This window comes from Streptomyces sp. NPDC056527, assembly GCF_042794475.1.
Taxonomy (GTDB): Bacteria; Actinomycetota; Actinomycetes; order Streptomycetales; family Streptomycetaceae; genus Streptomyces.
This window is the reverse complement of sequence record NZ_JBHTTQ010000006.1, coordinates 88,363-112,683: the sequence shown is the minus strand read 5'-3', so window position 1 is coordinate 112,683 and position 24,321 is coordinate 88,363. Positions and strand designations below refer to the sequence as shown.

Annotated in this window: 27 protein-coding genes, 1 tRNA gene and 1 riboswitch; of the genes, 19 read left to right on the top strand and 9 right to left on the bottom strand. The window is 69.4% G+C overall.

Going from position 1 to position 24,321, the window contains the following annotated elements; genetic code table 11:
* Window positions 1-32: 32 nt before the first annotated feature.
* The 3 genes from ACFQ7Q_RS05530 to ACFQ7Q_RS05520 all read left to right on the top strand — a co-directional run bounded on the left by ACFQ7Q_RS05530 (window position 33) and on the right by ACFQ7Q_RS05520 (window position 1,470).
* Entirely contained in the window at window positions 33-128 is a 96-nt protein-coding gene (locus ACFQ7Q_RS05530; protein ID WP_329120100.1) for a putative leader peptide, read from the top strand.
* A 98-nt stretch (window positions 129-226) separates the two neighbouring features.
* Window positions 227-514, top strand: coding sequence for a MoaD/ThiS family protein (locus ACFQ7Q_RS05525; RefSeq protein ID WP_362357392.1), 288 nt, complete (start codon window positions 227-229; stop codon window positions 512-514).
* Window positions 515-519: 5 nt separating this feature from the next.
* Complete coding sequence (locus tag ACFQ7Q_RS05520; RefSeq protein WP_383550282.1) at window positions 520-1,470, top strand: PLP-dependent cysteine synthase family protein; 951 nt, start codon at window positions 520-522, stop codon at window positions 1,468-1,470.
* 19 nt (window positions 1,471-1,489) lie between these two features.
* Here ACFQ7Q_RS05520 and ACFQ7Q_RS05515 read toward each other — a convergent pair whose 3' ends face one another.
* The gene (locus ACFQ7Q_RS05515) at window positions 1,490-1,963 is read right to left on the bottom strand and encodes a type II toxin-antitoxin system PemK/MazF family toxin (RefSeq protein ID WP_383550280.1); all 474 of its coding nucleotides are present in this window, start codon (window positions 1,961-1,963) and stop codon (window positions 1,490-1,492) included.
* Window positions 1,964-2,152: 189 nt separating this feature from the next.
* Here ACFQ7Q_RS05515 and ACFQ7Q_RS05510 point away from each other — a divergent pair, with 189 nt between their 5' ends.
* Window positions 2,153-2,905, top strand: coding sequence for an MBL fold metallo-hydrolase (locus tag ACFQ7Q_RS05510; protein ID WP_383550278.1), 753 nt, complete (start codon window positions 2,153-2,155; stop codon window positions 2,903-2,905).
* 62 nt (window positions 2,906-2,967) lie between these two features.
* Here the strand turns inward: ACFQ7Q_RS05510 and ACFQ7Q_RS05505 are convergent, their stop codons facing one another.
* Both ACFQ7Q_RS05505 and ACFQ7Q_RS05500 read right to left on the bottom strand, forming a co-directional pair.
* Complete coding sequence (locus tag ACFQ7Q_RS05505) at window positions 2,968-4,233, bottom strand: PTS transporter subunit EIIC (protein ID WP_383550276.1); 1,266 nt, start codon at window positions 4,231-4,233, stop codon at window positions 2,968-2,970.
* Window positions 4,234-4,496: 263 nt separating this feature from the next.
* A complete protein-coding gene (locus ACFQ7Q_RS05500) occupies window positions 4,497-5,798 on the bottom strand; it encodes a PTS transporter subunit EIIC (protein WP_383550274.1) in 1,302 nt (433 codons plus the stop codon).
* A gap of 208 nt (window positions 5,799-6,006) precedes the next feature.
* Here ACFQ7Q_RS05500 and ACFQ7Q_RS05495 point away from each other — a divergent pair, with 208 nt between their 5' ends.
* The 4 genes from ACFQ7Q_RS05495 (at window position 6,007) to rdgB (ending at window position 8,146) form a co-directional block, all read left to right on the top strand.
* Entirely contained in the window at window positions 6,007-6,267 is a 261-nt protein-coding gene (locus ACFQ7Q_RS05495) for a glucose PTS transporter subunit EIIB (RefSeq protein ID WP_383550272.1), read from the top strand.
* A 73-nt stretch (window positions 6,268-6,340) separates the two neighbouring features.
* Window positions 6,341-7,072 (top strand): ribonuclease PH, encoded by a 732-nt coding sequence (gene rph / locus ACFQ7Q_RS05490; RefSeq protein ID WP_383550270.1) that lies wholly within the window; start codon window positions 6,341-6,343, stop codon window positions 7,070-7,072.
* 82 nt (window positions 7,073-7,154) lie between these two features.
* Window positions 7,155-7,535, top strand: coding sequence for a hypothetical protein (locus ACFQ7Q_RS05485; RefSeq protein WP_383550268.1), 381 nt, complete (start codon window positions 7,155-7,157; stop codon window positions 7,533-7,535).
* 8 nt (window positions 7,536-7,543) lie between these two features.
* Window positions 7,544-8,146, top strand: coding sequence for an RdgB/HAM1 family non-canonical purine NTP pyrophosphatase (rdgB, locus tag ACFQ7Q_RS05480; protein WP_383550266.1), 603 nt, complete (start codon window positions 7,544-7,546; stop codon window positions 8,144-8,146).
* 55 nt (window positions 8,147-8,201) lie between these two features.
* Here the strand turns inward: rdgB and ACFQ7Q_RS05475 are convergent.
* The 3 genes from ACFQ7Q_RS05475 to bcp all read right to left on the bottom strand — a co-directional run bounded on the left by ACFQ7Q_RS05475 (window position 8,202) and on the right by bcp (window position 9,931).
* Window positions 8,202-8,285 (bottom strand) — tRNA-Leu (locus tag ACFQ7Q_RS05475).
* Entirely contained in the window at window positions 8,251-9,291 is a 1,041-nt protein-coding gene (locus ACFQ7Q_RS05470; protein ID WP_383550264.1) for an HNH endonuclease signature motif containing protein, read from the bottom strand. The genes ACFQ7Q_RS05475 and ACFQ7Q_RS05470 overlap by 35 nt, the downstream gene beginning before the upstream one ends.
* Window positions 9,292-9,463: 172 nt before the next feature.
* Complete coding sequence (bcp, locus tag ACFQ7Q_RS05465; protein WP_383550261.1) at window positions 9,464-9,931, bottom strand: thioredoxin-dependent thiol peroxidase; 468 nt, start codon at window positions 9,929-9,931, stop codon at window positions 9,464-9,466.
* Between the two features lie 121 nt (window positions 9,932-10,052).
* Between bcp and ACFQ7Q_RS05460 the strand changes: the two genes are divergently transcribed.
* The 3 genes from ACFQ7Q_RS05460 (at window position 10,053) to ACFQ7Q_RS05450 (ending at window position 11,255) form a co-directional block, all read left to right on the top strand.
* Complete coding sequence (locus ACFQ7Q_RS05460; RefSeq protein WP_383550258.1) at window positions 10,053-10,373, top strand: DUF3618 domain-containing protein; 321 nt, start codon at window positions 10,053-10,055, stop codon at window positions 10,371-10,373.
* Between the two features lie 46 nt (window positions 10,374-10,419).
* Window positions 10,420-10,758, top strand: a complete 339-nt coding sequence (locus ACFQ7Q_RS05455) for a co-chaperone GroES (protein WP_329120126.1) — start codon at window positions 10,420-10,422, stop codon at window positions 10,756-10,758.
* 64 nt (window positions 10,759-10,822) lie between these two features.
* A riboswitch (guanidine-III (ykkC-III) riboswitch) is annotated at window positions 10,823-10,900 on the top strand.
* Between the two features lie 34 nt (window positions 10,901-10,934).
* On the top strand, window positions 10,935-11,255 hold the full coding sequence (locus ACFQ7Q_RS05450; RefSeq protein WP_383550255.1) for a DMT family transporter: 321 nt from the start codon (window positions 10,935-10,937) through the stop codon (window positions 11,253-11,255).
* On the opposite strand, the gene ACFQ7Q_RS05445 is transcribed toward ACFQ7Q_RS05450, so the two are convergent.
* On the bottom strand, window positions 11,252-13,597 hold the full coding sequence (locus ACFQ7Q_RS05445) for a transglycosylase domain-containing protein (RefSeq protein WP_383550252.1): 2,346 nt from the start codon (window positions 13,595-13,597) through the stop codon (window positions 11,252-11,254). The genes ACFQ7Q_RS05450 and ACFQ7Q_RS05445 overlap by 4 nt on opposite strands.
* Before the next feature lie 168 nt (window positions 13,598-13,765).
* On the opposite strand from ACFQ7Q_RS05445, the gene ACFQ7Q_RS05440 reads away from it, so the two are divergent.
* The 4 genes from ACFQ7Q_RS05440 (at window position 13,766) to ACFQ7Q_RS05425 (ending at window position 17,869) form a co-directional block, all read left to right on the top strand.
* A complete protein-coding gene (locus ACFQ7Q_RS05440; RefSeq protein ID WP_383550249.1) occupies window positions 13,766-14,569 on the top strand; it encodes an ABC transporter permease in 804 nt (267 codons plus the stop codon).
* Window positions 14,570-14,729: 160 nt separating this feature from the next.
* Window positions 14,730-15,506, top strand: coding sequence for an ABC transporter permease (locus ACFQ7Q_RS05435; RefSeq protein ID WP_383550390.1), 777 nt, complete (start codon window positions 14,730-14,732; stop codon window positions 15,504-15,506).
* 3 nt (window positions 15,507-15,509) lie between these two features.
* Window positions 15,510-16,490: an ATP-binding cassette domain-containing protein gene (locus tag ACFQ7Q_RS05430; protein ID WP_383550246.1), complete on the top strand. Its 981-nt coding sequence runs from the start codon at window positions 15,510-15,512 to the stop codon at window positions 16,488-16,490.
* 17 nt (window positions 16,491-16,507) lie between these two features.
* A complete protein-coding gene (locus tag ACFQ7Q_RS05425) occupies window positions 16,508-17,869 on the top strand; it encodes a DUF445 domain-containing protein (protein WP_383550244.1) in 1,362 nt (453 codons plus the stop codon).
* Between the two features lie 345 nt (window positions 17,870-18,214).
* Here ACFQ7Q_RS05425 and ACFQ7Q_RS05420 read toward each other — a convergent pair whose 3' ends face one another.
* The gene (locus ACFQ7Q_RS05420) at window positions 18,215-18,517 is read right to left on the bottom strand and encodes a hypothetical protein (RefSeq protein ID WP_383550241.1); all 303 of its coding nucleotides are present in this window, start codon (window positions 18,515-18,517) and stop codon (window positions 18,215-18,217) included.
* 95 nt (window positions 18,518-18,612) lie between these two features.
* Here ACFQ7Q_RS05420 and ACFQ7Q_RS05415 point away from each other — a divergent pair, with 95 nt between their 5' ends.
* The 4 genes from ACFQ7Q_RS05415 (at window position 18,613) to ACFQ7Q_RS05400 (ending at window position 23,279) form a co-directional block, all read left to right on the top strand.
* Window positions 18,613-19,113, top strand: coding sequence for a very short patch repair endonuclease (locus tag ACFQ7Q_RS05415; RefSeq protein ID WP_383550238.1), 501 nt, complete (start codon window positions 18,613-18,615; stop codon window positions 19,111-19,113).
* Between the two features lie 178 nt (window positions 19,114-19,291).
* Complete coding sequence (locus ACFQ7Q_RS05410) at window positions 19,292-21,334, top strand: helix-turn-helix domain-containing protein (RefSeq protein WP_383550388.1); 2,043 nt, start codon at window positions 19,292-19,294, stop codon at window positions 21,332-21,334.
* Window positions 21,331-22,311, top strand: a complete 981-nt coding sequence (locus ACFQ7Q_RS05405) for a hypothetical protein (protein WP_383550235.1) — start codon at window positions 21,331-21,333, stop codon at window positions 22,309-22,311. Before ACFQ7Q_RS05410 ends, ACFQ7Q_RS05405 begins: the two co-directional genes overlap by 4 nt.
* Window positions 22,311-23,279, top strand: a complete 969-nt coding sequence (locus ACFQ7Q_RS05400; protein ID WP_383550231.1) for a DUF6339 family protein — start codon at window positions 22,311-22,313, stop codon at window positions 23,277-23,279. Before ACFQ7Q_RS05405 ends, ACFQ7Q_RS05400 begins: the two co-directional genes overlap by 1 nt.
* Before the next feature lie 8 nt (window positions 23,280-23,287).
* On the opposite strand, the gene ACFQ7Q_RS05395 is transcribed toward ACFQ7Q_RS05400, so the two are convergent.
* Window positions 23,288-24,283: a DNA cytosine methyltransferase gene (locus ACFQ7Q_RS05395; RefSeq protein ID WP_383550228.1), complete on the bottom strand. Its 996-nt coding sequence runs from the start codon at window positions 24,281-24,283 to the stop codon at window positions 23,288-23,290.
* Between the last annotated feature and the right edge of the window lie 38 nt (window positions 24,284-24,321).

The following is a 24,321-nucleotide window of genomic DNA, read 5'->3' as shown; positions in this document are numbered from 1 at the left end:
GAACCCGGACCGGGAATCGATACGATGACCGCATGGTTTCCCACGACGTGAGCGAAGTGACGCCGGGCAGCGTGCTGCTCGTGGCGCGGTTGCACGTCGACCTGTGCCGCCTCGCCAGCGCGATGTGAGCGGGGGCGCACACCAGCGCACCCAGGAGCACGACCCCCCGCGCGGGGGCATTCAGAGCCGCGCGCCTTTCACGCCACTTCCGACAGGAGCCCACGCCATGGCCATCGAGGTCCGCATCCCGACCATCCTCCGCACCTACACCGACGGCGCCAAGGCCGTCGAGGGCAGCGGTGCGACGCTCGCCGAGCTCTTCACCGACCTCGAGACCCGTCACGCGGGCATCCAGGCCCGAATCGTCGACGAGGCCAAGGGCGGCGAGCTGCGCCGCTTCGTCAACGTCTACCTGAACGACGAGGACGTCCGCTTCCTGGACGGCATCAACACCAAGCTGGCCGACGGCGACAACGTCACGATCCTGCCGGCCGTCGCCGGCGGCATGGTCTGATCCACATGCGCTACGACTCCCCGCTGGCGGCGGTCGGCAACACGCCCCTGGTGCGGCTGCCCCGGCTCTCGCCCTCGGACGACGTCCGCATCTGGGCCAAGCTGGAGGACCGCAACCCCACCGGCTCGGTCAAGGACCGCCCCGCGCTCCACATGATCGAGCAGGCCGAGAAGGACGGCCGGCTCACCCCCGGCTGCACCATCCTGGAACCGACCAGCGGCAACACCGGCATCTCGCTCGCGATGGCGGCCAAGCTCAAGGGCTACCGCATCGTCTGCGTCATGCCGGAGAACACCAGCGAGGAGCGCCGACAGCTGCTCGCCATGTGGGGCGCCGAGATCATCTCGTCCCCCGCGGCGGGCGGGTCGAACACCGCGGTACGGGTCGCCAAGGAGATCGCGGCCGAGAACCCCACGTGGGTGATGCTCTACCAGTACGGCAACCCGGACAACGCGGGCGCCCACTACGCCACCACCGGCCCCGAGATCCTCGCCGACCTGCCCTCCGTCACCCACTTCGTGGCGGGCCTCGGCACCACCGGCACCCTCATGGGGGTGGGCCGCTACCTGCGCGAGCACAAGCCGGACGTCAAGATCGTCGCCGCCGAACCGCGCTACGACGACCTCGTCTACGGCCTGCGGAACCTGGACGAGGGCTTCGTGCCCGAGCTGTACGACGCCTCCGTCCTCACCACCCGCTTCTCGGTCGGTTCGGCCGACGCCGTGACCCGTACCCGGGAACTCCTCCAGCAGGAGGGCATCTTCGCCGGCGTCTCGACGGGCGCGGCGCTGCACGCGGCGATCGGCGTCGGCAACAAGGCCGTGAAGGCGGGCGAGAGCGCGGACATCGTCTTCGTCGTCGCGGACGGCGGCTGGAAGTACCTGTCGACCGGCCTCTACACGGCGGCGACCACGGAAGAGGCGATCGAGACGGTCCAGGGCCAGCTCTGGGCGTAGCCCTCACGGCGCTCCGCGCTCACGAGGCCAAATGGCGGACCTGGTCCCAGACGACCGGGTCCGCCGTTCCCACTCTGCGACGGAACTCCCACACCGGGACCTCCCGCAGCTCGTCCGTCTCCAGGAAGCTGGGCCGCCCCCGCGCGTCCCCCACCGACCCCGGCGGGAGCGCGATCACCCCGGGCCGCTCGTCGTGGTACCTGCTGGTGATCTTGGCGACCAGGGCGGAGTCCCCCCGCAGCGCCAGCACCAGACACGGACGGTCCTTCGAGCCCGGCCCGTCCTCGTACGGCACGTCCGCCCACCAGATCTCGCCCGCCCGCGGCACCCGAGCGGGCGCCTTCCCCGGGGCGCGCGGCCGGGCCGGGGGGCGCGCGGGCGGACGCGTCCGCCCACCGGGTCGCCGGGCCGAGCGCTTCAGGCCGTCCGCCACCGCCACGACCAGCGCGATCACCACGACCGCGACGAGCGCCGGCCACCAGGACGTGTCCATACCCCAAGACGTTACCGGTGACCCGTACCCCGCGCCCTCCCGCCCCAGGTCCATCCGAACCGGTGACAGAGCCCGTGAGTTCGCCCACAACGGGACGCCGCGGAGGAGCGACGAGCCCTGACGCGCCTTACGCTCGACGCATCGCACGACCTCCCCCGCCGCTTCTCCGCCCTCGGAGGTTCACGCTCCATGAAGCTCACCGTCGTCGGCTGCTCAGGGTCCTTCCCGTCCGCGGATTCGGCCTGCTCGAGCTACCTCGTAGAGGCCGACGGCTTCCGGCTGCTCCTCGACATGGGCAACGGCGCCCTGGGCGAGCTGCAGCGCCACATCGGTCTGTACGACCTCGACGCCATCTTCCTCAGCCACCTCCACGCCGATCACTGCATCGACATGTGCGGGTACTTCGTCGCCCGCTACTACCGCCATGACGGCGGCCGCTGCGAGCCGATCCCGGTCTTCGCCCCGGAGGGCGCCGAACAGCGACTGACCACGGCGTACGCGGACACGCCCTCGGACAAGTCGATGAGCGAGGTCTTCGACTTCCGGACCCTGAAGTCCGGCTCCTTCGAGATCGGCCCGTTCTCCGTGCGTACGGAGAAGGTGTGCCACCCGGTGGAGGCGTACGCCATCAGGGTCGAGCACGGCGGCCGTTCGCTCACGTACTCGGGCGACACGGGCGTCTGCGAGGCGCTGCACGAACTGGCGGACGGCACGGATCTGTTCCTGTGCGAGGCGTCCTTCACCCATGGCAAGGAGGACATCCCGGCGCTGCACCTCAACGGCCGGGAGGCGGGCGCCGAGGCGGCCCGCTCCTCGGTGGGCCGGCTGGTGCTGACCCACATCCCGCCGTGGACGGACGGCACCCAGAACCTGGCGGACGCGCGGGCGGTCTACGACGGGCCGTCGGAGCTGGCGTACGCGGGCGCGGTGTACGAGGTCTGAGGCATACGGGAAGGGCCCCGGAACCATTCGGTTCCGGGGCCCTTCCGTCGTACGGGCGAGGCTCACGCCTTGGTGAGGTCCTCGAGCTCCTCCTCGGGCTCGCGGCCCGGGGTCATGATGTTGAACTTGGTGATCGCGAAGCGGAAGACCACGTAGTAGATCACCGCGAAGACCAGGCCGATCGGGATGATCATCCAGGGCTTGGTGGCGTAGGTCCAGTTCAGGAAGTAGTCCAGCGCACCGGCGGAGAAGGTGAAGCCGTGGTGCACGCCGAGGGCCGAGGTGATCACCATCGAGGCGGCGGTGAGCACCGCGTGGATCACGTACAGCAGCGGCGCCAGGAACATGAACGCGAACTCGATGGGCTCGGTGATACCCGTGACGAACGAGGTCAGGGCCAGCGAGAACATCATGCCGCCGACGACCTTGCGGCGCTCGGGGCGGGCGGCGTGGGTGATGGCGAGCGCGACGGCCGGCAGCGCGAACATCATGATCGGGAAGAAGCCGGACATGAACTGACCGGCGGTCGGGTCACCGTGGAAGAAGCGCGGGAGGTCGCCGTGCCAGACCGCACCGGTGGAGTCCGTGAAGGAGCCGATCTCCTGCCAGGCCACGGTGTTCACGAACTGGTGCATGCCGACCGGCAGCAGACCGCGGTTGATGGCGCCGAAGACGCCGGAGCCGACGGCGCCCAGCCCGGTCATCCAGTTGCCGAAGTCGGTGATGACGTTGCCGACGGGCTCCCAGAGCAGACCGAAGAGAACACCCATCACGGTGCCGACGAAGGCCATGATGATCGGGACGAGACGACGGCCGTTGAAGAAGCCGAGCCAGTCGACCAGCTTGGTGCGGTGGTACTTCTGCCATATGACGCCGGCGAGCAGACCCATGATGATGCCGCCGAAGACCTTGGGGTCGTTGTACGTCGCGGCGACGTCGACTCCCTTGTTGGCGGTCGTGTTGACGACGGCCTCGGAGGTCGGGAACGCGGTGAGCACGTTCTTGTAGACCAGGAAGCCGACCAGCGCGGCGAGCGCGGTCGAGCCGTCAGCCTTCTTCGCGAAGCCGATCGCGATGCCGACGCAGAACAGCAGCGGCATGTTGGCGAAGACCGCGTCACCCGCCGTGGCGAAGACGGAGGCGACCTTGTCCCAGCCGAGGCCATCGGCACCGAACACGTCGGGCTGGCCGAGACGGAGCAAGATACCCGCGGCCGGCAGTACGGCGATCGGCAGCTGCAGGCTGCGACCGACCTTCTGCAGGCCCTGGAACAGGCCGGATCCGCGCTTCTTCGCGGGAGCGGCGGCCTGGGCGGTGGCCGTACTCATCAACTTCCTCCAGTAAGGCAAGGCGCCGCCAGAGGACATGAAACGGGGGCGACGGCGGCGTCTCGTGGAACGCGGTGGACTGGACCGCGTGGTCTACACCAATGAGTGGTGTAGACCAGTTTTAGCACGTGAGACTTAGATAAGGAACCTGCGAATTCTGTGTGCCCGAGCCATAGCTGGGCGTGAACGACGAAGGGCCCCCGGACCATGAGGTCCGAGGGCCCTGGGGGGCTCCGTGCGCCGGGCCGAAAGGCCCGGATCGGCTACGCCTTGGTGACGTCCCGGTCCATCTCCTCGCTCAGCTCGTCCGGCTCCCGCCCCGGCGTCGGGAGGTCGAACTTGGTGATCGCGAACCGGAAGATCACGTAGTAGACGAGCGCGAAGGCCAGGCCGATCGGAATGATCAGCCACGGCTTCGTCGCGAGGTTCCAGTTGATGACGTAGTCGATCAGACCGGCCGAGAAGCTGAAACCGTCCTTGACCCCCAGCGCCCAGGTCACCGCCATCGACACACCCGTGAGCACGGCGTGGATGACGTAGAGCAGCGGGGCGATGAAGAGGAACGAGTACTCGATCGGCTCCGTGATGCCGGTGACGAACGAGGTCAGCGCGACCGACAGCATCATGCCGCCCACCTCCTTGCGCCGGTGCGGCTTGGCGCAGTGGGTGATCGCCAGCGCGGCCGCCGGCAGCGCGAACATCATGATCGGGAAGAAGCCCGTCAGGAACTGGCCCGCGTTCGGGTCTCCCGCGAGGAACATGGGGATGTCGCCGTGGACCGTCGTGCCGTCCGGCTTCTCGTACGTGCCGAACTGGAACCAGATCGGCACGTTCAGGAACTGGTGCAGGCCGATGACGAGCAGCGCCCGGTTCGCGACGCCGAAGATGCCCGAACCCCAGGCGCCCAGGCCCACCAGCCAGTCGCTGAAGTTCTCCAGCGCGTCTCCGATCGGCGGCCAGACCCACAGGCACAGGGAGGCGAAGGCGATCGCGACGAAGGTCATGATGATCGGTACGAGCCGGCGGCCGTTGAAGAAGCCCAGCCAGTCGACGAGCTTCTTCCGGTGGTAGCGCTGCCAGAGCCAGGCCGCGAGGAGGCCGATGACGATGCCGCCGAAGACCCCGGGGTTCTGGTACGTGTACCCGGTGAAGGCCTGCTCGGGAGCCAGGCATCCACCGTTGATGTCCGCGGTGCCCGGCGGGCAGTCCTCGGGGAACTGGCGCAGCACGTTGTAGTAGACGAGGAAGCCGACCGCGGCCGCGAGCGCGGTCGAGCCGTCCGCCTTCTTCGCCATGCCGATGGCGACACCGATGCAGAACAGCAGGGGCAGGCCGAGGTTGCCGTCGAGCAGCGCGCCGCCGGCGCCCGCCATCACCTTCGCGACGTTGTCCCAGCCGAGACCGTCCGCCCCGAAGACGTCCGGCTGTCCGAGGCGGTTGATGATGCCGGCCGCCGGGAGGACGGCGATGGGCAGCTGGAGGCTGCGGCCCATCTTCTGCAGGCCCTGGAAGAGAACGCCCCATCTCGATTTCCGCGGCGGCGCGGCGGCGCTTTCCGTACTCATCGGCGTCCTCCCTGACCCGGAACAGGCCGGGCCCGACTCGCGTTGCACACTGGTGTAGACCAGTTGCGATAGGCTCCCGGAGCCCACTGAGGGCAGGTTGCCGGTGATCGTCATCATTCGACAGAACCCAGGCACCCGCTCGCGAAGTTGGGCCAACCGTGGGTTACCGTGACAAAGCGGACCGTCGGTGCGCCGAGACTCACGTTTCTTGAGACGGAACGGACAGGGAGAGAACATGGCCAGCAAGGCTGAGAAGATCGTCGCCGGCCTCGGCGGCATCGACAACATCGAAGAGGTCGAGGGCTGCATCACCCGCCTCCGCACCGAGGTCGTGGACCCCTCCAAGGTCGACGAGGCCGCGCTCAAGGCCGCCGGCGCCCACGGCGTCGTCAAGATGGGCACCGCGATCCAGGTCGTCATCGGCACCGACGCCGACCCCATCGCCGCCGACATCGAAGACATGATGTAACCAGCCTCATCGGCACAGGGGCCCGTTCCGGCAGGGGAACGGGCCCCTCGCCATGTACGGCTACGCTCGTGCCATGTCTCGTATCGACGGCCGTACCCCCGAACAGCTCCGCCCCGTCACCATCGAACGCGGATGGAGCAAGCACGCCGAGGGCTCCGTCCTCATCTCCTTCGGCGACACCAAGGTCTTCTGCACCGCCTCCGTCACCGAAGGCGTCCCGCGCTGGCGCAAGGGCAGCGGCGAGGGCTGGGTCACCGGCGAGTACTCGATGCTGCCGCGCGCCACCAACACCCGCGGCGACCGCGAATCCGTCCGCGGCAAGATCGGCGGCCGTACGCACGAGATCTCCCGCCTCATCGGCCGCTCCCTGCGCGCCGTCATCGACTACAAGGCGCTCGGCGAGAACACCATCGTCCTCGACTGCGACGTCCTCCAGGCCGACGGCGGCACCCGCACCGCCGCCATCACCGGCGCCTACGTCGCCCTCGCCGACGCGGTCTCCTGGGCCCAGACCAAGAAGCTGGTCAAGGCCGGCCGCAAGCCGCTCACCGGCACCGTCGCCGCCGTCTCCGTCGGCATCGTCGACGGCACCCCCCTCCTCGACCTCTGCTACGAGGAGGACGTCCGCGCCGAGACCGACATGAACGTCGTCTGCACCGGCGACGGCCGCTTCGTCGAGGTCCAGGGCACCGCCGAGGCCGAGCCCTTCGACCGCAAGGAGCTCAACGCCCTCCTCGACCTCGCCTCCGGCGGCTGCGCCGACCTCGCCGAGATCCAGCGCAAGGCGCTCGAAGGAACTCTCTAGGGCGCCACGGCGTCTCCATGAACACGGGCGTACGGCAGGAGCCGTACGCCCGTACATCCATATCCCCTGGGGAGGACCCGTCTTGAAGCGCCGTCTCGCACTCACCGTGGCCTCGGCAGCCGTACTCACCACCACCCTCGTCGGCTGTGGAGCACTCGACAAGGCGATGGACTGCGTCGCGACCGCCGACGCGATAGCCACCAGCGTCAGCAAGCTCGAGCAGGCCGCCTCCAGCGCCTCCAACGACCCGACGCAGCTCAACGAGTCCCTGAACGAGATCTCCACCGAACTCGGCAAGCTCAAGGACACGACGGACAACGCCGACCTCTCCAAGGCCGTCGACGACCTCACCAAGGGCGTCGAATCCGTCAAGACCTCCGTCAACAACGGCGACACCACCCCGGACATCAAGCCGATCACCGACGCGGCCGCCGAGATCGGCAAGGTCTGCACCCCGGGATAATCGGGACCATGACCCGTCTGATCCTCGCCACCCGCAACGCCGGGAAGATCACCGAACTCCACGCGATCCTCGCCGACGCAGGACTCACCCACGAACTCGTCGGCGCGGACGCGTACCCGGAGATCCCCGACGTCAAGGAGACCGGCGTCACCTTCGCCGAGAACGCTCTCCTCAAGGCCCACGCCCTGGCCCAGGCCACCGGCCTGCCGGCCGTCGCCGACGACTCCGGCCTCTGCGTCGACGTCCTGAACGGCGCCCCCGGCATCTTCTCGGCCCGCTGGTCCGGCACCCACGGCAACGACCGCGCGAACCTGGACCTGCTCCTGGCCCAACTCGGAGACATCGACGACACCCACCGCGCGGCCCACTTCGCCTGCGCGGCGGCCCTGGCCCTCCCGGACGGCCGCGAGCGCGTGGTGGAGGGCCGCATGCCGGGCACCCTCCGCCACACCCCGGTGGGCACGAACGGCTTCGGCTACGACCCGATCCTCCAGCCGGAGGGCTACGAGGTGACGTGCGCGGAACTCTCCCCGGAGGAGAAGAACGCGATCAGCCACCGGGGGAAGGCGTTCAGGGCGCTGGTACCGGTGGTGCGGGAGCTGCTGGGCTGAGGTCGGGTACGGAAATGGCCTGCGAATCGATCATTCGATTCGCAGGCCTTTAGTGTGCGGCGGAAGGGATTCGAACCCTCAAGCCGTTTCACGGGCCACAGATCCTAAGTCTGCTGCGTCGCCGTTGCGCCACCGCCGCTTGCCGCCTGCCATCGTACCGGGCGGGACTTCGGCGATTTGCGCCGCCTGCACCAGGTATCGGTAGCCGCATGGCAGTTGGGGCACAGGTAGCGAAGGTTCTCTCGGCGATTGTCGAGCCAGTTCCCGTTGACGTGGTCGATCTGCAGAGTGATGGTCCGGCCCCGCCACTCGCCCTCGTTCCCGCACTCGACGCAGCGGTACGGGACGCCTGTTTCGGTGAGGGCGCGGTGGAGACGGTCGCGGTTCTCCCGCGACGACCCGTCGGGGCGTACCCGGAGAACCTGGTCCGCGACGGCCCTCGGCTCCGTGACTCGCACCGTGCCCCATGTCCGCCGCTTGAAGTGAGAGGTGTCGAGGTCGAGCTCGGCCGCCCGCCTTCTCACCCGGCGGTGGTTCTGGTCACTCACGGGGAGTCCGAGGGCGCGCATGACCTCGGCGAAACTGGTGGACTCGGCCACTGCCGCACTCAGGCGATCTGCCGGCACCGTGGGCCGCCTGTGGGTGAAGTGGGCGATGTCGATCTCCCGCTTGTGGAGCATCTGTCTCAGCGCGGCGCGGGACTTGCTGTCATCGGGTACGCCGAGCAGGCGCGCCACCTCGCGGACGCTGCGTGCGGATGCCGCAGCCGCCCTGAGTTCGTCCGTGGTGAACGGCAGCTCCGTCGTCGATCGGTTGAGTCCAGGCAAGTGACTCACGTCGATTCCGGCCGCTGCGATTCGCCGACGGATGTGCGAGAGCGTTCCGGTCGCCGGCGGTGCGCCGAGTTTCTGCACGACCTCGCGCAGCGTCGTCGAGGAAGCGACCGCCTCGGCGATGGCGCTGTCGGTGTACTTGCGCCAAGGGCTCCGCTGCTTGAAATGGCTGGTCTCGATGCCGTACTCGGCGATCTTCGACTGCAGTGTCCGTCGACGTCCGCCGCTCGCTGCGACGCCGAGTCGGTGCATGAGGTCGGTCCAGCCGCTCGACTCGGCCACGGCGGCGCTGAGTCGTTCCCGGCTGTACACGGATGAACTGCCCGGCATTCCGCATCCCCTCCGCCCCGGCCACCTGTTCGCGGTCCCGTACGGATTAACGATCCGAATATCGGACAGTCACGTCCTTATTCGTCCGAAATGCGGAACGGGTCGCACCGCTTTGCGAAGAAAGCCGTGCGACCCATCTACGCGAGAGCCCGGTTCAGATCCCCAGGTCCTTGATGATCTTGGCTACGTGGCCCGTCGCCTTCACGTTGTACAGCGCGCGCTCGACCTTGCCGTCCTCGTCGACGATCACCGTCGAGCGGATCACGCCCGTCACCGTCTTGCCGTAGAGCTTCTTCTCGCCGAAGGCGCCGTACGCCTCCAGGGTCTCCTTCGACGGGTCGCCCACCAGGGTCACCTTCAGGTGCTCCTGCTCGCGGAACTTCGCCAGCTTCTCCGGCTTGTCCGGCGACACGCCGATGACGTCGTAGCCCGCGCCCGCCAGCAGCGCCAGGTTGTCCGTGAAGTCGCACGCCTGCTTGGTGCAGCCGGGGGTGAGCGCCGCCGGGTAGAAGTAGACGATGACCTTGCGGCCCTTGTGGTCAGCGAGCGAGACCTCGTTGCCGTCCGCGTCGGGCAGGGTGAAGGCGGGGGCGGTGTCGCCGGGCTGAAGTCGCTCGCTCATGGCTCTCCTCGGGATGTCTGGGCGTACACGACCGAGCCTAATGGGGGCCTGAGACAGACCGCGGACGGAGAAACTGAGAGACTGTCCGTCAACGACCGATTACGACTACGGAGGCAGCGCGGTGTCGGAGGCCAGGACCCCTGCGCAGATCGAGGCGGACATCGTCCGCCGGCGCGAGCAGCTCGCCGTCACTCTCGACGAGATCGGCATTCGGATGCACCCGAAGACGATCGTCGGCGACGCGAAGGCGAAGGTCGTCTCCACGGTCGACCACACCGTCGGACGAGCGGCCGCCGCAGTCAGTCGGGCCTGCTCCGACGTGAAGGCCCGGTTCACCCACGACGACGGCGCGCCGCGCCTGGAGCGGGTGGTTCCGGTGGCGGTGGTCGCCGTGGCCCTCGTCGGGCTGCTCGCGGTCTCCTCGCGCAAGCGCAAGGGATGACCCCTCCCGAGTACGGCCGACACGCCCGGACAGGTAGGTTCGAGTCGTGAGCGACAACACCCACGACAAGCTGCCCATCCGGATGCTCCACGACCGTGTGCTGGTCCGGACCGACTCCCCCGAGGGGGAGCGGCGCTCCGGCGGTGGCATCCTCATCCCGGCGACCGCCGCCGTCGGCCGCAGGCTGGCCTGGGCCGAGGTCGTCGCGGTCGGCCAGAACGTCCGTACGGTCGAGACCGGCGACCGCGTTCTGTACGACCCCGAGGACCGCGCCGAGGTCGAGGTGCGGGGCGTCGCGTACGTCCTGATGCGGGAGCGCGATCTGCACGCCGTGGCCGCGGACCGGTTCGAGGGGTCCACGGATACCACGGGGCTCTACCTGTAGGACGGTTCCGCGGAACGTCCTAGCCGAAGGCCTGGTGACCGGTGTCACCAGGCCTTTCGTATGGATTTTGCTACTGTGGAGCCACCCGACGAGACGCGCCGTACCGGGCCAGCTGCACCGCAGTACGCAAAGACGACGCACCCCTGTTGTTCCGTCTCGCGGAGGTGTTCGTCGTCATGGCCTGGGTTCTTCTCATCGTCGCCGGTCTGCTCGAGGTCGGCTGGTCGATCGGCATGAAGTACACGGACGGGTTCACCCGCCTCTGGCCCAGTGTGTTCACGGGCGCCGGGATCGTCGCCTCCATGCTGCTGCTGTCCCAGGCCGCCAAGACGCTGCCCATCGGTACGGCGTACGGCGTCTGGGTCGGAATCGGCGCGGCCGGTGCGGCGGTGTTCGGCATGGTGGTGCTCGGTGAGCCGGCGACCGCCGCCCGGATCTTCTTCGTCTGTCTGCTCCTGGTCGCGGTGGTGGGTCTGAAGGCGACCTCGGGGCACTAGCTCGGCGAGGCCGCCGGCTGCACCGGCGGCGGTGGGGGAGCCGCCTCGGGGGTCGACTCGGTGGTGGTGACGGGAGGCGTGCCTCCCCCGCTCTGGTCCGGGGCCGTGGCGCCGCCGTCCACTCCGCCCTGGGCCGCGGGGCGCTCCGGCTCCGTTTGCGGCTCGGGGCGAGCCGGTCGCTGAGGCTTCTGAGGCGCCTGGGGCGTGAGAGGCGTCAGCGGTACCGGCGGTGTCCGAGTGTGGTCCTGCGTCCTCTGCGGGCCCTCCATGCCCTCGTCCGACTCCTCCCACTCCTCCGCCGTGTCCGATCCGTCCGGCCGCAGCGGGTCCCATGACTCCTGCGCGCCGGCCCCGAGTTCGAGCTCGAACTCCTGCGGCTCGGTCCCCGCCAGCGCGTCCCGAGTGAACTGGCCCCAGATCTCCGCCGGTGGCCCGCCCCCGTTGATCCGGGGCAGTCCGAGCGCCCCGTACAGCGACTTCTGCTCGCCCGTGTCCGGGTCCTGGCCCATCATCGTGACCACCGTCGCCAGATCCGGGGTGTACCCCGCGAACCAGGCGGCCTTGTCGTCCTCGGCCGTGCCCGTCTTGCCCGCGGCGGGACGGCCCGCGGTCAGGGCCGCCGTTCCCGAACCGAACTCGACCACGCTCCGCAGCACCGAGGTCGTCGTGTCCGCGGCCTCCCGGGTCACCGCCTGCCGGCTTCCGGAGGCCGGCAGCTCCAGGTCCTCGCCGTCCTTGGTGACCTTCTCGACGAGGCTGTACGTGCCGTGCCGGCCGTGGTTGGCGAGGGTGGCGTACGCCTCCGCCATGTCGAGGACGCTCGCGGTGGCGGGGCCCAGCGCGATGGAGGGGGAGGCGTTGAGGTCGGGGGTGCTCTTCGGTACGCCGAGGGCGACGGCCGTCTCCCGGACCTTCGCGGGCCCGACGTCGACGGCCATCTGCGCGTACACGGCGTTGACCGAGCTGTCGGTGGCGGACCGTACGGTGATGTCGCCGTACGACTCGTCGTCCTCGTTGCCCGGGGCGTAGTAGTCGCCGTCCCAGCCCAGCACGGGGCGCTTGTCGGTGCCGTCGTAGTACGTGTTCGGGGTGATCCGCTCGCCCTCCTGGGTGAGCGATCCGTGCTGGAGCGCCGCGGTGAGGACGAAGGGCTTGAAGGTGGAGCCGACCTGGTAGTCGCGGCGCGTGGCGTTGTTGACGTACTGCCGGGTGTAGTCGATGCCGCCGTACAGGGCGAGGACCCGGCCGGTCGCCGGGTCGATCGCGGCGCCCCCGACCCGTACGAAGCGGTCGGTGGGGTTGCGTGCGGGGTCGAGCTTCGACATCACCTGGTCCTCGACGGCCGTGACGAAGGCGTCCTGCTTCTCCTTCTCCAGGGTGGTGGTGATCCGGAAGCCGCCGCCGGCCAGGGTCTTCTCGTCGACGATGCCGTTGCCGGTCAGATACTCCTCGACGGCCTGGACGAGGTAGCCGCGCTGCCCGGAGAGGCCGGTGGCGGGGCGGGCCGTCTGCGGGGACGGGAAGGCGGTGCCGGTCCGCTCGGCGGGGGAGAGCCACTTCTCCTTGACCATGCCGTCCAGGACGTAACTCCAACGGCCGAGCGCCTTGGTCCGGTTCTCGGGGTGGGTGGCGACGTCGTAGGCGCTGGGGGCCTTGAGCAGGGAGGCGAGGTACGCGCCCTCGGCGGTGTCGAGGTGCCCGGCGTCCTTGCCGTAGTAGGCGCGGGCGGCGGCCTGGATGCCGTAGGCGTTGCGGCCGAAGTAGCTGGTGTTCAGATAGCCCTCGAGGATCTCGTCCTTGCTCTTCTCGCGGTTGAGCTTGATGGCGATGAAGAACTCCTTCACCTTGCGGGTGATGGTCTGCTCCTGGCCCAGGTAGTAGTTCTTGACGTACTGCTGGGTGATGGTGGAGCCGGACTGACGGCCCTTGCCGGTGACGGTGTTCCAGGTGGCGCGGACCATGGCCTTGGGGTCGACGACGGCTCGGTCGGAGTAGAAGTCGCGGTCCTCCGCGGCGAGTACGGCGTGCCGGACGGACGCGGGGACGTGCATGAGGCGTACGTTCTCGCGGTTGACCTCGCCGTCGCGGGCGATCTGGCTGCCGTCGCTGTAGAGGTACACGTTGGACTGCGCGATCGCGGCGGAGTTGGCGGGCGGGATGTCCACGAGCAGGTAGCCGGCGACGAGTCCGCCGAGGAGCAGCAGGGTGCCGAGGAGGAAGGTGCCGAGGAGCGCCCGCAGGATGCGTCGGGGGCGGGAGCGTCGTGGGCGTTTGGGTGGCGGGGTGGGGACGGTGGGGTCCCTGGGCGCCCAGCCGGGCCGGTGTGGCTGGTCCTCGCTCATGGTGGAGCTCCCGTACCGGATGAAGGGGATGGCTCCCCCATACTGCACGCACCGGGACAGAACCTGAGGAATGCGACTCGTAAAGCACTCGCGTTGGCGGCGTGCGGGGTACTAGGGTCGTGCGCTTTGGTGCCGTCGGGGAGCACCGGACGAGAGGGAAGGGAACCGATGCGGCTGCTGTACGCGACGGTGGCCGCGGGTGGGTTCCGGCGCCATGCCACGTACCGGATGGCCACGGCGGCGGGGGTGTTCACCAACACCGTCTTCGGGTTCATCCTGTCGTACACCTATATCGCCCTGTGGGGCGAGCGGCCACAGCTCGGCGGGTACGACATGGCCGACGCGCTCGCCTATGTGTGGATCGGCCAGGGGCTGATCACCGTCTGCGGGCTGATGGGCGGCGGGTTCGAGGACGAGCTGATCGAACGGATCAGGACGGGTGACATCGCCGTCGACCTCTACCGGCCGGCCGATCTGCAGGCCTGGTGGTTCGCCGCCAACGCGGGGCGGAGCGCGTACCAGCTGCTCGGGCGCGGAGTGGCCCCGATGGCGGTCGGCGCGCTCGTCTTCGACATCACGCTGCCCGAGCGGGCGTCCACCTGGCTCGCGTTCCTGCTGGCGATCGCGCTGGGCGCGACGGTGAGCTTCGCGATCTGGTACCTGGTGGCGATGAGTGCGTTCTGGCTGATGGACGGTCAGGGCGTGGTGCAGGTGGCGTGGCTGGGCGGGCTGTTCTTCTCCGGGATGCTGCTGCCGCTGAACGTCTTTCCGGGAGCGCTGGGCGAGGTGGCGCGAGTGCTGCCGTGGGCGTCGATGCTGCAGATCCCGGCGGATGTGTACCTGGAGAAGTACGAGGGGTGGGGGCTGGTGGGGGCGTATGCCTTCCAGCTCGGCTGGGCGGCGGTGCTGCTGGTGGCGGGACGGCTGGCGCAGTCGCTGGCGACACGGAAGGTGGTGGTGCAGGGTGGGTGAGACGCCTGTGCTGGGGGAGTCGGGGGTGGTGCGCGGGGCGTACGGCGGCCCGGCTCCCGGGTCTGCGGGCGGTGGGGAGCCTGTGCCGTCACGCGGTACGGAGGCTGTGCCGCCGGCCCCCGGATCGTCCTGGTTCGCGGAGTCCTGGCGGACGTACCGGATGGTCGCCGGCATGTGGATCCGTTCGACGATGACGTACCGCACGTCCTTCGCTCTGACGCTGGTCACCTCCTTCGCCGTCACCTTCTTCGACTTCGTCGTGATCCTGCTGATGTTCGGTCAGGTGGAGGGGCTCGGCGGCTTCGCCTTCGCCGAGGTCGCGTTCCTGTACGGGGCGACCGGCGCGTCCTTCGGCCTCGCGGACCTGACGATGGGCTCGCTCCAGCGGATGGGCAGGCGGGTGCGGGACGGCTCGTTCGACATGTTCCTGCTGCGGCCGGCGCCGGTGCTCGCGCAGGTGGCGGCGGACAAGTTCGCGCTGCGGCGGCTCGGCCGGGTGGCCCAGGGACTGTTCGTACTCGTCTGGGCGCTGCTGATCCTGGACGTGGAGTGGACCGCGGTGAAGGTGCTGCTGCTGCCGGTGATGGTGCTCTGCGGCACGCTGATCTTCTCGGCGGTGATGGTCGTCGGCGCGTCGGCGCTGTTCTGGGCGCAGGACGCGGCGGAGGTGACCAGCTCGTTCACGTACGGCGGGAACACGCTGCTGCAGTACCCGCCGGCGATCTTCGCGCAGGATCTGGTGCGCGGGGTCGTGTACGTCGTCCCGCTGGCGTTCGTGAACTGGCTGCCGGCGCTTCACATCCTGGGCCGGCCCGCGCCGGCCGGGGTGCCGTCCTGGCTGGCCTTCGCGTCGCCGCCGGTGGCGCTGGTCTGCTGCGCCCTCGCCGGCCTGGCGTGGCGCGCGGGACTCCGTTCGTACCGAAGCACAGGGAGCTGAGACATGGCCTTCATCGAGCTGGACGACGTGCAGAAGGTCTTCACGGTGCGGCGGAGGGCGGGGCTGCTGCGCCGGGAGAAGCGTGAGGTCCGGGCGGTCGACGGGATCGGCTTCGGCGTGGAGCGCGGCGAGATGGTCGGCTACATCGGCCCGAACGGCGCGGGCAAGTCGACCACCATCAAGATGCTGACGGGCATCCTCACTCCCAGCGGCGGCCGTCTGCGGGTCGCGGGCATCGACCCGGCACGGGAGCGGACGCGGCTCGCTCAGCGGATCGGGGTGGTGTTCGGGCAGCGGACGACGCTCTGGTGGGACCTGCCGCTGAAGGACTCGTACCGGCTGATGCACCGGATGTACCGGATCCCGGACGAACGCTTCGCCGCCAATCTCGACCGCTGCGTGGAACTCCTCGAACTGGGCGAGCTGCTGGACGTACCCGTACGGCAGCTGTCGCTGGGCCAGCGGATGCGCGGCGACATCGCGGCGGCGCTGCTGCACGACCCGGACGTGCTCTACCTGGACGAGCCGACGATCGGGCTCGACGTGGTGTCGAAGGCGCGGGTACGGGAGTTCCTGCGCGAGCTCAACGCGACACAGGGCACGACGGTCCTGCTGACGACCCATGACCTGACGGACATCGAGCAACTGTGCAAGCGGGTGATGGTGATCGACCACGGCCGGCTGATGTACGACGGCGAGCTGGCGGGGCTGCACGAGGTGGGGGCCGCCAGCGAGCGTCAGCTGGTGGTGGACCTGGAGCGCGAGCTGCCGCCGATCGAGCTGCCCGGGGCGCGATTCGTACGGTCGGAGGGCCCGCGGCAGGTGCTCGCCTTCCCGGCCTCGGCGTCGGCGGCACCGCTCGTGGCGGCGGTGGCGGAGGCGTATCCGCTGGTGGACCTGTCGGTGCGGGAGCCGGACATCGAGGCGGTGATCGCGAAGATGTACGGGGAACGGGAACTTGAGGTGCGTCCGGGAAGTCCCTGATGTAGGGAGGTGGGGTGATGAGCGACACGAGGAGCGGGTCGGCGGGCGGCGCGCGCGGGGAGACGCCGGGCGGGCGGTCCGGCGCGACGCTCGGCGAGGCGCGGCGGCCGCTGGTGGCGTTCGCGTACACGGCGGCGGACGCGGAGCGTCATCGCGGGGTGCGCCGGATGAAGGCCCTGGCCACGGGTCTGCTTCTCGTGGTGGCGGTGATCTACGCCCTGGCGACATGGGCGGAGAACGCGGGATGGGGCGCCTGGGCCGGCTATGTGGCGGCCGCGGCGGAGGCCGGCATGGTCGGCGCGCTGGCGGACTGGTTCGCGGTGACGGCGCTCTTCCGGCGCCCGCTGGGCCTGCCGATCCCGCACACGGCGATCATCCCGACGAAGAAGGACCAGCTCGGCACCACGCTGGGTTCCTTCGTCGGCGAGAACTTCCTGTCGGCGGATGTCGTACGGGGGAGGCTGCACGCGCTGGGCATCGCGGGCCGCCTGGGCGCGTGGCTGGCGGAGCCGGACCACGCGGACCGGGTGACGCGGGAGCTGGCCACGGCGCTGCGCGGCGCCCTGACGGTCCTGCGGGACTCGGACGTCCAGGCGGTGGTCGGCGAGGCGATCACCCGACGTGCGGAGGCGGCGGAGATCGCGCCGGGGATAGGCAAGACGCTGGAGAAGATCGTCTCCGACGGAGCCCACCGCAGGGCCGTGGACCTGGTGTGCGCGCGGGCGCACGACTGGCTGGTGTTCCACGGCGACTCGGTGATGGACGCGGTCCAGGGCGGCGCGCCGGGCTGGACGCCGAGGTTCGTGGACCGTCGGGTGGGGGAGCGGGTCTACAAGGAGCTGCTGCGCTTCGTCACGGAGATGCGGGACATGCCGGAGCACCCGGCGCGCGCCGCGATCGACCGCTTCCTGACGGACTTCGCGGCGGACCTCCAGGCGGACACGGACACCCGGGCGCGGGTGGAACGCCTGAAGGCGGACCTGCTGGCACGCCCGGAGATCCAGGACATCATCGCCTCGGCCTGGTCGTCGGTGCGGGGCCTGATCATCGCGGCGGCGGAGGACGACCGCAGCCAGCTGCGCCTGCGGGCGCGGGCGTCCCTGATCTCCCTGGGCGGCAGGCTGGTGACGGACGGCCGCCTGCAGGCGAAGGTGGAGGGCTGGGCGGAGGACGCGGCGGCCTATGTGGTCACGACGTACCGCGCGGAGATCACGTCGCTGATCAGCGACACGGTGGCGAGCTGGGACGCGGACCAGACGTCGAAGAAGATCGAGGCGAACATCGGCCGGGACCTCCAGTTCATCCGCATCAACGGCACGGTGGTGGGCGCCCTGGCGGGCCTGCTGATCTACACGGTGAGCCACGCGGTGGGGGGCTGAGGGGGCGCTGCGGGTGTGTGGGGGGCCTCGGTTGGGGGGCGTGCCGGGGGCGGAGGCTGAGGCTGAGGTGATCGGCCTTGTTCGGGGGGCCGCCCGGGGGCGGAGGCTGAGGTGATCGGCCTTGCTCGGGGGGCCGCCCGAGGCCGGCCTCGCAGGGGGTGCTGTCGCGGGGGCCGAGCGATTGGCCTCGCAGGGGTGCCGCTGGGCGGTGAGGTGATGGGCCTTGTTCGGGAAGGGGTGCGCTGGGCGGGAGGGGGTAGGGGACCTGCCCGCCCAGCGCTCATGGGGAGGGCACTGGTTAGTACGTACGGAACGGCTGGGCCGTTCAGCGTGTGACGCGGGACTTCAGCCCTTGTTGCGAGTGACGGCCCACGAGGTCCCGGCCATGGCCCCGGCGACGGAGAATACGGCGGGCCAGGCCCCGACCTTCTTGGCCAGCGGATGCGACCCGGCGAACGCGGCGACGTAGGCCCCGGTCAGCGCGGCGGCGGCCTTCCCACCCGCCACCTGCTGCCACTCCCGTGCGGCGACGACCCCGGCACCGGCAAGCACGACACCCCCGAGGGGCCGCTTCTTGGTCCACCGCGCGACGGCGTACCCACCGACGAGTCCGACGGCGGCTATGGCGGGGGCGGGGATGCGGGGCATGGTGGGGCCTTCCTGGTCGGAACGTCGTGCTTCGAGCCTAGGACACGACGCTCCACTCCCGGGACCACGATCATCTGCACCGAATCCGCGCCACAATGGCCATCATGAGGGCCCTGGAGACGACTGCGGAGACGAGCTCCCGGATGAGCAAGCAGCGCAGCCGGAACACCGATGTGGAGATGGCGCTGCGTCGTGCCCTGCACGCTTCCGGGTTCCGATATCGGGTTCACCGGCGTCCGCTCAAGGGTGTGCGTCGGGAGGCGGACATCGTCTTCGGCCCTGCCAAAGTTGCCGTCTTCGTCGACGGCTGCTTCTGGCACGGCTGTCCCGAACATGCGACGTGGCCGAAGAGGAACTCGGCGTTCTGGCGGGAGAAGATCGAGAAGAATCGGATGCGGGACGCGAACACCGACGCCCGCCTAGCGGAAGCGGGTTGGGTGCCCCTGCGGGTCTGGGAGCACGAGGCCGCGGACGAGGCCGCCGCACGGGTGGCCGCGATCGTCATGGAGCGGCGGCCCCTCCGACGGGTCGGGAGAGGAATACGCGACACAGTTGCCGGGACCGGCCTGGAGGGCGGTTCGACCACCGATATTTGACAATCTGCACCCGTCAAATGACAGATGGTAACGTGGCTGTGGGGTGGTGAGGGGCGAAGGGAATACGTCGCTGTGTGCGGTGGGCGCAGCGAGGGGTGAGAACCAGGGGGCAGGCGTGACGGAATCACATGGCGAGGAGTTCGGCACCTGGCTGGTGCGCCAGCTCGCGCGAGCGGACATGAAGCAGGTCGACCTTGCACAGCGCCTCGGACTCACCCGGGCCGCGGTCTCCGCGTGGACCACCGGACGCGCCGAACCCCGCGAGGAGGTCAAGCGGGCCATCGCCGCCGTCTTCGACATCGATCCCGCCTCGGTCCGCAACCGCACCACGGACATCACCTCCGCCCTTCCCCGGCAGTGGCACCATCGACCGGCGCATACCGACGGCGGCCGCGAGTACGGCAACGCTGCGGCCTTCGCCTTCGATGCCGACCTGTCCGTCCTCGCCCGCGAGGCCACTCAGAATTCGCTCGACGAGCGCCTCGACCTCAGGGCTCCGGTCCATGTTCGCTACGTCCTTCACGAACTCACCGGCGAACACCTCGACAAATTCCTCGCCGCCATGCGGTGGAGCGAACTGCGCCCGCACTACGAGGCCGCCGCCGCCGGCGGCCAGAAGGTGTCCCGCAGCCTCCAGGCCGCACTCGACGATCTGGACGAGCAGCAGTCCCTGCTCCTGCTCCGTGTCGAGGACTACAACGCTGCCGGTCTCACCGGCCCGGAGTATCAAGACGGCCGTTACGCCGCCGTTGTACGTCGCCAGCTCGACAGTCACAAGCAGGCAGGCGGTCGTGCGGGTGGTTCGTACGGACTGGGCAAGGCCACTCTGTGGGCGACCAGTCGTCTGGGTCTCGTCCTCGTCAACTCCACCCTCTCCGAGCCTCACGAGGGACGAACCGAGCGCCGTGTCGTCGGACGCCTGGACCTGCCTTGGCATGAACTCGACGGCGAGTCCTACGCCGGCCCGGCGTGGTTCGGTGAGGCCGATCCCGAGTCCGTCCACAAGGGCGTGTCCCGCTCGTGGTGGGCGGACGAGGACGAGGTGCGCTCACTCCACCTGGACCGACGAGGGGACTCCCCCGGTACCTCCTTCCTCATCGTCGGCGCTCACGACGCCTCAGGAGACGCCGAGACCCTCCAGGAGATGCACGGCAAGCTCGTCCGATCGCTCGCCGACGGATTCTGGGCCTCCATGATCGGAGGCAAGTCGGCGGGTGCGCTGATGGAGGCGAGTGTCACCACCCTCCGCAACGGCCACGTCCTGATCTCCGAGGAGCGAGTCGACCCTCATGCCCACCACCCCGCACTGGGGCGTGCGTTCCAGACGTACCTCGACGGGGAGACGGTTCCCGAACTGACTTCGAGTGATCAGGTCGCACTCGTCGAGGTCCCCCTCGTCGTCTCCCCGCTCAAGGGGCGCGGCCGTGCCCGGGACAAAGGTCGTGAGCACCTCGCAGTCCTCCTGCTGACGTCGGCCGCGGATCAGGACGAGCGCCACAGCCGGGTCGTCTGCATGCGAGGCAATCGGATGACCATCACCGAACAGCGCCCCCGAGATCTTCCCCTCGGAACCCCGCCGTTCCAGGCAGTCCTGCTGGCCGGCTTCGCCACCGGTCGGGAGGGTGAGGACGTCGTACTGGCAGAGGCGTTCCTGCGTGCGTCCGAGCCACCCGAGCACGACCGCTGGGACCGAACCGAGGAGCTCACCACTCTCTACGAGCGGGGCGCTCTCACTCGGCTCAAGGAATTCCGGACCGCGATCGACAAGGCGGTACGCGGCCTGGTGGGTCGCCGGGAGACCGCCCGCGCCAACGGCCCCGCCGCCCTCCGCGAGCTGCTCAAGCTGGACAGCGGCTCCGGGAGCGCTTCCGGCGGGAGGCGGGCCCAAGGCTTCCCGGTCGTACGCAGCGTTCAAGCGCGTGTCGAAGCCGGCGGCGCCTGGCACGTCACTGTCGGCCTCAAGCTTCCCGATGCCGAGGACCCCTGGGTGCTGACCCCCGTGGCCAAGTTCGACGTGCGATCCGGTGGCCGCCCCGCTGTGGGATGGGCCGTGCTCGCCGCCTCGGACGACTGCCGAATGGAGAACGGCAACCTTGTCGTCGACCCTGGGGTGCGGACAGCCGTGTTCACCGGGGTGACCGACGCGGCGACCCACCCCGTCCAGGGCGGTCTCGCCCGTCTTGTCATCGACGTCCAGAAGGCCCGTGGAGGAGCGGCATGAAGTCCGTCTACCCCTATACCACCCTTTTCGGCGACATCGACCTCGACGTCCTCGCGATCACGGTCGACGGGACGTCTCCACTTCCGTACTCCCACGTCTCCAAGCCCGAGCGGACCGTGGCCCTCCACCAGTCCGGTCGGGAGAACTGGGAGTACTGCACGATTCGGTTGCAGGCATCGCTCCCCGAGGCAGAGGTCGCCGACGGGGAGTGGACGGACCTGGTCTGCCTGGCCGCCCTCACGGAGAAGGCGACCAACGCCCGGACCACGGCACGCCTCAAGCGGACGACGGACGGTGTCTGGATCGGCGCCATCGACCTCCACCGGAGTCGTCACCTGCACCGTGCCACGCTCGGCCTGTCCGTCGTCGCCACCGTCGACGGAGTCGAGGGTCGGGTGATCGGCACTCCCGAACACGACTGGTATCTCGACCTGAACGGCGCCACTCCGGTGCGCCAACGCGAGATCGAGATCGTGGAGGCGGACTTTCGTGAGGGGCCTGAGGAATGGCTCCGAACGTACAAGGACTCACCCTGGATCGTGGAGACCACCGGCGAAATGCCCACCGTCTACCTCAACACCGGATGCGTCGACGGGCTCGTGGAACTGCTCGGCGGAAGCGGGGGAACCCCGGCTGAGAAGCTGCTGCGGGACATGACCTCCAGTCGGGTCGCTCAGGAGGCGTGGACTGCCATGTTCCACAGCGCCGTCAGTGATCTCGACAGTGACGAGGACGGCACTCCGGTCATGCCTACGGGCTGGCGCGAATCCGTCCTTCGGATGATGCTCCCGGATGTGCTCCCCGGCCGTCAGCTCACCGACGCCCTGCACGACATCGAGGAACGCCGTACCAAGGGGTTCGGCTGGTCCGAACTGCAGACGACCATCCAATACGCGGCGGGCAAGCGGAGCCGGATCGCGAAGAAGCTGACCGACGCAGTCCGCGCCGTCGACCGCGCGGACAGGAGCGGCACCTGATGAGCCCCCTCACCCCCGTCGACATGCCGCCCGTGCTCGCGCTACTGCCCGACACCGCCGTCGCCAAGTACCTCAGCCGAGGCATCCAGTCCGGCCGGGAACTCCCACCGCCGGTGGCGCTTGCCCGCGCCTGCGTCGCGTATGACGCCCGGACCGCGGAGCGGCGGCGCACGGCGCCGGTCCGCGAACTCCTCGACAAGACCATGAGGCTTTTCGCGGACGATCGCCACGCGGCCGACGGCTGGCTTGCTCCTCGTCTTCACGCAACCCTGCGGATGACCCGTGCGGAGGCTGCCGACAGTCGTCTCTGGAACCATCTGGCCATGATCGTCGCCCCCGATTACGTGGTCTGGCGACACAAGGGAGCCGACAACGCCGAAGGCCCGGGCATCGCCACGGCCGCCCGCTTCAGCGGTCCCCACTACACCCAGAGCTTCTCGCGCCTCTGGTGGGCCGCCGAACTCTTCCGCGATGGCGACGACTACCGCCCCGTCGTCACGGCCTGCCGAGTCCAGGACGTCCTGAACACCACGATGCGCCTGGACGTGATCGACCACCGCCCCACGGCCCAGGCCATGATCCGTGTCATCGGAAGTCTCCTGGACTCGGGCGTTCCCCGTCCCGGTGACCACGTCAACGCCTTCTCCTCCGCGGTGAACGCGGCCGGCAGCACGCTCATGTACGACGTGCTTGCGCGGGACGGCGACCCCGACGTCGACGAACTCCACGACTGGATCCAGGCCGGTGTCGGCGTGGCGGTGGACTGGGACCGTCTCCCGGAAGGTCCTGAGGACGGTCGTGTCCAGGGCGCCGCCGTCGACGCGCTGCTCCCGCTCTTCGAGAAGCTGCGAGCGGAGGCGCCGCTACGGCAGAGGAAGGGCCATGAGCCCGATGGGGAGACCGGGCCGTCCGTTCCCGCTCCCAGAACGCCGGGAGTCACCCTGTCGAAGCCCTCGGACCTCGCGTGACCGGGTGATCAGCCCGCGTACTCGTCGGCCGAACCGATCGCGGCTTCGAGGACCGCCCTGCCCAGCAGAGGCGGGATCGCGTTGCCGATCTGCTGGGCGATGGCCCGGCCGGACCAGGGGTAGTCGGCGGGGAACGTCTGCAGGATCCCGGCCTCGGAGTCGGTGAAGCGAGGAAGCTCTGTTCCGTCCCCGGCGACGACACGGTTGCGAGAGACCTTGCCGGTGACCGTGAAAGCGGGTTGGTCGGACGAGCGGCGACCGCGGGCCCGGGGGTCGCCGCCGGTGCCGTAGTTCGAGACGACCTCGAAAGGTGTCCTCCGGTCGAGGACCTCCGACATGGGAACCCAGGGCGCCAGGCGCGGGTCTCCCTCCTCACGACGCACACCCTTGCGGAACAGACGGTGGGTGGGCTCCGGCAGTTCGACGATGCCATTGAGGCGGGCTACGAGGATGGCGCGACGCCGTGTCTGCGGCACGCCGAACTGTTCCGTGTGCAACACCTTGGGCTCGGCGACCCAGTATCCATTCCGGGACAGGACCTTTCCGTACTCCCGCCAGACAGGGAGGACCGCAGGCACCTGCTCCAGAATGATCGCCTCGTACGGCCGACCGTCACGAAGTGCTTCCAGCGCCCAGCGCAGCGGCTCCAGGACGAGTCCGGTACGCGGATCGTCGAGCACGGCGAGTTCCGACCGGACGTCCTCTCCGCAGGCCATCCGCTTCACGAAACCGATCACCTCGTCCAAGGCACGGCGGCCTGCGCCGCTCCCGGCGACGGTGAAGGTCTGGCACGGAGGACCACCGGCAAGCACGGTGGCATTCGGGAACTTGTGAGGGCCGAAGTCCTGCACGTCTCCCTGCAACGTGAGGAGCCCGGCGGCAGTTCGTGTATCGCACGCGTCCTGGTCGAACTCGATGCCCGTCACCTCGTAGCCGAGATCGCGCGCCGCGACGTCGAGCCCGCCGGGTCCGGCGAACAAGTCGACAATCTCGGGGCGTGGCACGTGATCTCCTGGGATGGTGTGTTCGTGAAGCGGACCGG